The following is a 6,420-nucleotide window of genomic DNA, read 5'->3' as shown; positions in this document are numbered from 1 at the left end:
GGGACTGCCCCCAATGCCGGAAACGCCGCCCGGGGCGGCGCTCACCAGTCCGGAACCCTTGAGCGTCAGCCGGCTCCTGGCCCAGAAAGAGCAGTTTATCGGAACCCGGGTTACTGTCAAAGGTCCGGTGGGGCCGGTCCTGGTACATCATAAATCCCTCATGCTGAAGGCCCCCGAGGGCCTGGTGGAGGTCTTCTTCGGAAGTCTGCCGGACCCCAAGCTGGTGGTGCGCCTTACCTCCATAACCATTGAACACCCCATCACCGTTACCGGTGTGGTGAGCCTTTCCCAACGGGGGAGCGCCAAACTCCAGATCGCCGCGGAGGCGGTGGACTTTTGAAAACAGTAAACAGTAAACAGTAAGCAGTGGAGCCTCTTGCAAAATTCTGTTTCCTGCCGGTTTGTGGGCAATTTATCCAAGAAATGTAGGACAGCCGCCCTCGGCTGTCCCTTCCGGATGCACCGCCGGGGGCGGCGGTGCTACACAAACAGGCGGCATGGCCGGGGGACCATTACAGCTACAGCCTGCGGACCCATAAACCTCGGTTAATTTTGCAAGAGGCTCAGTGAGCAGTGAGTTATCAGCCTAAACAGGGGTTGGCGAAGACGACCCAAATGTAGGGGGCGCACCGCGCACCATACCTTGATCAAAACCGCCGGGGACCGAATAGCGGTCAGCGGCCGGTTGGCTGTGGTCAGTTATTACTCTTGATATTGCAGGTTTCAAGAGTCTGAGAATAATTTGAAATTTATTCCCTGGCAAATAAACTCCGATCCCGGGGAATTTGCTTGACTAACCCTTCGGGAAGTCTTAATTTTTTTGGAAAGGATTTTTTTTTTGGCCCGAATAATTAAGTTGACTTTCTCTCTTGCAGGAATGTAATATAGCCGCAGAAAGGAGTTTTGGCGGCTTTTTCTGATTACTCCGCTGGGGGGGGAAAGCCGGGTAAAACCTTTAAAAAGGAGGAAGGAGCATGCGTTCAAAACTGGTAGTAGGGTTGGTGGTGGCGCTGGCCATGGTATTTTTCGTCTCGTCCATCGCCCTGGGGCAAGCCAAAGGCGGCGCCAAGTTGCTGTGCGTCTCCAAAAAGGAACTCAAGGGGGAAGAGACGGTGGCCTCTTGCTTGGCCAAGGGTGAGCGGTTTGCCATCGTGGATCAATTCGGCATCGTTCGCATCTTGACCCCGGAAGAGGTGGAACTGACCCGGGCCTTCAATCCCAAGGCCTTCGAGACCCGGGCCTTCGGAATGAAATATGAGAAGTCGGCGCCGGTGCTTCCTGCCTTGCCGGTAAGTCCGGAACAGCAGTAACCTGCCGGTCTGATCCGGTGGTGGTCGCCTTCCCGAGAGGGGAGGTGCGCCTTTAACAGATTTTTTAACCCCCAAAGGTTGCTTTGGGGGTTTTTTTTATGGCATACGGGTTTTTTCTGTTCAAAATCCAAAAAGAAGGGCTTAAGGGCCATAATCTTCGCATCCGCCCAGTAATTCCAGGTCATAAAATATCGGGTTTGTTCCCTAATTCTGGTGGCACCGGCTGTCAGGCTATGGTAATAAATCCGGCAGTATTCATCATCGGGTTTTGACGGGCCTTGTTACCTCAATAGCTCGCTATTTCTAAAAAAATGTGGAATAGCCGCCCTCGGCTATTCAGGTCTTTGTCCCAAAGGAAGTCACAATGAAAAATCAAACCGAACCTATCATCTCCCGGCGCAATTTTCTCGTTCAGGGAGGAACCCTCCTGGGCGCGGTGGCCCTGCTTGGCTCTACAACTCTGTCGGGCTGCGGCGGCAAGGAAGACCGGGCCGATGTCACCGCCACGGAAGCCCTCCAGCGGGACCACGGGGTGCTCCAACGCGCTCTGCTGGTGTTGGACGAGATGGGGACCCGGTTGAAATCCGACCGAGACTTTCCCCTGCCGGTCTTAACCGGGTCCCTGGACCTGATTCGCCGGTTTGTGCTGGAATACCATGAAAAGCTGGAGGAAGAACACTTGTTTCCCCGGTTTGAACAGGCCGGAAAGCATGTAGCCCTGGTGAAGATTCTCAAGGAGCAGCATGTCGCGGGGGGCCAGGTCATGGATTTCCTCAAGGCCCAGGCCAATCCTCCGGCCATGCGCAAGCTGGTGCACCGGATCCAGGCCGCGGCCTACCTGCGCCTGTTCACCCGGCTCTACCGCCCCCATGCCGCGCAGGAGGATACCGTCCTGTTCCCCTTAGTGCGCACGGTCATGGCCCCCAAAGAATTCGCGGTCCTGGGCAAAAAATTCCGGGACGCCGACGCCGCCAGGTTCGGCGCCGACGGCTTTGAAAAGCTGGTGGAGGAAGTGGCGGCGCTGGAAAAGGAACTGGGGATTTACGATTTTTCCCAGTTTACCCCGAAGATTTAGGATGAATGAAGACCTCTGTTCCGAAAAGTTCAAAGTTCAAGGTTCAAAGTTCAAAGTTAGGAGTATGCCCATCAGGAACTTTTCATAATTTACGGGTGGGGCACAGGCTCATGAACGACTGTCCTGAAAAGTTTCGAGTTTCAAGTTTCAAGTTTCGAATTTTTCGGTGTAACGTTTCTACCCAAAAAAGGAAAAATGTGGAACAGCCGCCCTCGGCTGTTCTTTGGCGGCACAGGCTTTCCAGCCTGTGCTTGAGCAGGCGAGGGCGCCTGGTTTACATGATCGGGTTTCGCCCTGGAAATGCCGAAAGGCCGTGACTATTGCCGATATCCAAGGTTTATTGGGGTGCGAAACTTGAATCCATAGTTTCGGGTGTTCCGCAGGAATATGAACGACTGCAAAGCACAAGAAGGACTAAAGGAGGCGGCGGGCCTCCGTGCGCGCCTTACTTCCACGCCGTCGCGGCCAGGCGGCGGTTGAGGGCGCCGTAGTCCCCGGGGCGGGCGTAAAAGTCCGGCGCTCCGGCTACCGTAATCTGGGAAAACCCCGCATCTTCCAGGCATTGACGTAAATCGTCGGCGCTATACAATCTCACCTTATAGGCTTGATCCCGCACCAGCCCCCGGTTGCAAGACAGCACCATTTCCCGGCACACCAGGTATTCCTCCGTCAGCCAGCGCCGCCGGCAGACCACCAGTTCCCCGGCCTCGTGCCAGGATTGGGGCGGCAGGTGTTCCCGCACGTAATCCGGGTCAGCCACCTCTATAAAGAACCGTCCCCCGGATTGCAGCAGCCGCCGGGCCTCTTGCAGGATTTGCAGGTCATCTCCCCGGGTGGGGCCGTAGCCGAAGGAGTTGGCCAGGCATAGGACCACCCGGAAGGATTGGGACGCCAGGGGGCTGCAGCGGGCGTCGGCCCGGATAAAGGCCACGGGCAGACCCTGTTCCCGGGCCAGTGCCTGTCCCAGGGATACCAGGGTGAGGGAAAAATCCAGAACGAAGGCCGGCCCATAGCCCCGCCGGGCCAACTCCAGGGCGTGGCGCCCGTGGCCGCCGCACAGGTCCAAAATAGCCGCGCCGGGCCGCAGGTCCAGGACTTCCAGGAGGCCGTCCACCTCCCGCCGGGTCAAATCTTCATCCAGGACGCTGCGGGCGTCGGTGCGGAGATAGAGGTCGTCGAACAGGGTGCGCCACCAGTCCGGGGCCACGGTGGGAAGGGTAGGGGGGACGGTCATCTTTTGCCTGCAGTCGGGTATATTACTTGTCCTGAAAAGTTCAAAGTTCAAGGTTGATGGATTCGTAAAAAGTCTTTTTTGGTCAATTATCTAAAATAATTTAAGATTATGGTAATTTTATCTTGTCGGGCTCCGCTTTTTATGGCATAATTCAGTGAAAATTCAATAGGTTAATCGGAAAGAGATGATTCGTCCGCGCCATTCCCGACAAGCTCCCTTAATCGACCCGTGGGGGGATTTAGGTCCCAAACGCCGCCAGTTATTGGAGAACTCCTGGGCCGGCTTATTCCGCCGGGAAATCCTCTCGGAGTTGCCGGTGGAGCAACTGGCCCTCCACTTCCGGGCGGATTTTGGCCGTCCCGCCAAGGAGTTGCACACCGTCCTGGGGGTCCTGGTGCTCCAGCAGATGCACGATCTGACGGACCTGGAGACGGTCAACCAACTGGCCTTCAACCAGCAATGGCACTACGCCCTGGATATTCCCTCGGAGAGCGACGCCGCCAAGTATATGTGTCCCAAGACCTTGTGGAGCATGCGCAAAAAGGTCACGGACCAGGAGTTGGATACGGTTTTGTTTCAGCAGGTCACCCATAAGCTGGCTCAGGTCTTTGCGGTGGATACCACCAAGCAGCGCCTGGATTCGGTGCACCTCCGGTCGAACATGCGCAAGCTGGGCCGCCTGGGAATCTTGACTAGATGTATCAACCGCCTCCTGGTCAACCTCAAACGGCGACACCCCGACCTCTATGCCGGCCTGGAGCCGGAATTGGTGGCCCGCTATGAAACCAAGAAAGCGCTGGCCTGCTTTTCCCAGGTGAAGCCGTCGGCCGCGGCCCGGACCCTGGCTGCCGTAGCTCAGGAGGGCTTTGACCTGGTGCAGGGATTCGCGGCGCATCCCCAAGTCAGCGACATGCCAAGCTATCGCCTGCTGCAGCGAGCCTTAGACGACCATTGTGAGGTGAAGGCCGCCGGGGTGGACGCCCCGTCCGAGGTCACCGTCAAGTCGCCCCGGGAGGTATCCTGCCAGTCGTTGCAAAATCCTTCGGACCCGGAGGCCGGTTACAGCGGCCACAAGGGGCAAGGCTACCAGGCCCAGGTGATGGAGACTTACTGTGACTCGGAAAACCCGAAGGTCAAGGCCCAAACCCTCAATCTGATTACCCACGTGGCGGTGGCTCCGGCCTTCGAGAGTGACAGCCGGGCCTTGCTGCCGGCCCTTACCGATACCCAGGCCCGGAAGCTGGGTCCCCAGGAGGTCCTGGCGGACACCGCCTATGGCAGCGACGACAATTGCCGGCAAGCCGCGGCCCTGGAGGTGGAGGTGGTGGCACCCCTGCCGGGGCTGCCCCCAGCCGCGGGCCTGTCGCTGGCGGACTTTCAGATGTCGCCCGGAGGCCGGGTCCTGGCCTGCCCGCAGTGCGAGACGCCGCTGTTCGACAAATACCGCAAGCACCGTTACCGGGTCGCGTTTTCGTCCGCACGGTGCGCCGCCTGTCCCCAAGGTCCCCACTGCCCGGTCCAGCCGGGGAAGAAATACCATTATCTACGCTACGCTGAGAAGGCGGGGCGTGTAGCGGCGCGGCGGGCCTACCAGCAGAGCGCCGAGTTTCGTTGCCGCTACCGTTGGCGGGCCGGCATCGAGGGCGCGATGTCCGAATATGACCGGCGCACCGGGGTCAAGCGCCTGCGGGTCCGGGGGCTTAAGGCCGTACGCGTCTGCGTCACCTTAAAGGCCGTGGGCGTGAACCTCTTCCGGGCCACCGCGGTGCGCCGGGCCAGAAGCCGGGCCGGCAACCCCGTCTCGGGGTCCCCAGGGCGCTTATCTGGGCTATTTTCTCGTGTCAAAGAGCAAATTATCTCGCTGGGAACCGTGATCTTCGGTTTTTTGATCCCGCATGCCTACCACGGCCCAGTCGAATTAAAAATGGCCGCCTGACTTTTTACCAGGCCATCAACTTTGAACCTTGAATCTTGAACCGCTCACTGCTCACTGCTCACTGCTCACCGCTTACTGCTCACTGCTACCGAATATCCCCAAACACCCGCAACATCAAACGGGGCCTCTTGGCCGAAGTGGTCATCAGCTCGATGACTCCCGTATATTTTCCCGGCTCCCGGCGCTTATTGCGGACCTCCACCACATAGACCTTCCCCGGCTGCTCCGGTTTGACCTCGATTTCCACGTCGCTCATGGCCATATTGGTGCGGTATTCGGTGATCTCCCAGGGCGTCAGGAGATTGGAGGTGAAGCGCACCTGAAACTTAGGGTGGTCTTGGGGGGTCCCTTGAAGGCGCACGATATGGGTGGGTTTGATTTCAATGATGGGCTTGGCCACCCCCTGGAGGGTCAGGGTTATCTCCGGGCGCTCCGGATCATTGGTGACCACCCGGGTATTTTTTTTGAACTGGCGCATCACCGAATACGGCTCGATGGTCAGGGTGATCTTTCCCTGGCCGCCGGGGGGGATCTTTTTATCAAAATGGGCCGCGGTGCACTTGCAGTCCGGATCGATATCCAGAATCTGCAGAGGCGCGTTGCCGGTATTCTGCACCAGGAAGGCGTGGGTCAGCGGTTGATCTTCGGTGATTTCGCCGAAATCATGCACGGTCTGCGGCGCCGCCAGCACGGGCGCGCCCTTGGCTGCGGCCCCGGGTCGGCTCCCCGCCGGCGCTAAAACTCCCAGCAATATCATTGCCATTACCGTGAGACCGATCCGGCAATACCGTTTCCGGTTTGCGGTTTCCGCTTTCCGGTTAAAAAGCAAAGGATTATCAGTAAGATGAACCTTAAGCTGGATAAA

General features: G+C 58.1%; 6 protein-coding genes. 4 read left to right on the top strand and 2 right to left on the bottom strand.

The features are described from left to right. The 3 genes from WC600_18490 to WC600_18480 form a co-directional block, all read left to right on the top strand. On the top strand, window positions 1–340 hold a 340-nt coding region (locus WC600_18490), incomplete at its 5' end, for a hypothetical protein (protein MFA4904720.1). A 634-nt stretch (window positions 341–974) separates the two neighbouring features. Then, on the top strand, window positions 975–1,310 hold the full coding sequence (locus tag WC600_18485; GenBank protein ID MFA4904719.1) for a succinylglutamate desuccinylase: 336 nt from the start codon (window positions 975–977) through the stop codon (window positions 1,308–1,310). 364 nt (window positions 1,311–1,674) lie between these two features. Continuing rightward, a complete protein-coding gene (locus tag WC600_18480; protein ID MFA4904718.1) occupies window positions 1,675–2,385 on the top strand; it encodes a hemerythrin domain-containing protein in 711 nt (236 codons plus the stop codon). 445 nt (window positions 2,386–2,830) lie between these two features. On the opposite strand, the gene WC600_18475 is transcribed toward WC600_18480, so the two are convergent. Next, entirely contained in the window at window positions 2,831–3,619 is a 789-nt protein-coding gene (locus tag WC600_18475) for a class I SAM-dependent methyltransferase (protein ID MFA4904717.1), read from the bottom strand. 184 nt (window positions 3,620–3,803) lie between these two features. Here WC600_18475 and WC600_18470 point away from each other — a divergent pair, with 184 nt between their 5' ends. Beyond that, the gene (locus tag WC600_18470; protein ID MFA4904716.1) at window positions 3,804–5,555 is read left to right on the top strand and encodes a transposase; all 1,752 of its coding nucleotides are present in this window, start codon (window positions 3,804–3,806) and stop codon (window positions 5,553–5,555) included. A gap of 85 nt (window positions 5,556–5,640) precedes the next feature. Here the strand turns inward: WC600_18470 and WC600_18465 are convergent. Then, the coding region (locus WC600_18465; GenBank protein ID MFA4904715.1) for a DUF1573 domain-containing protein at window positions 5,641–6,420 on the bottom strand (780 nt) is incomplete at its 5' end.

The organism is Desulfobaccales bacterium, assembly GCA_041648175.1.
GTDB lineage: Bacteria > Desulfobacterota > Desulfobaccia > Desulfobaccales > 0-14-0-80-60-11 > 0-14-0-80-60-11.
The sequence above is the reverse complement of the archived record's forward strand: the minus strand, read 5'-3'. Positions and strand labels throughout refer to the sequence as shown.

Excerpts from the sequence above, each read along its gene's own strand:
- WC600_18480 (MFA4904718.1), top strand. The coding sequence starts at position 1,675 with ATGAAAAATCAAACCGAACCTATCATCTCCCGGCGCAATTTTCTCGTT.
- WC600_18475 (MFA4904717.1), bottom strand. The coding sequence starts at position 3,619 with ATGACCGTCCCCCCTACCCTTCCCACCGTGGCCCCGGACTGGTGGCGC.
- WC600_18470 (MFA4904716.1), top strand. The coding sequence starts at position 3,804 with ATGATTCGTCCGCGCCATTCCCGACAAGCTCCCTTAATCGACCCGTGG.
- WC600_18485 (MFA4904719.1), top strand. The coding sequence starts at position 975 with ATGCGTTCAAAACTGGTAGTAGGGTTGGTGGTGGCGCTGGCCATGGTA.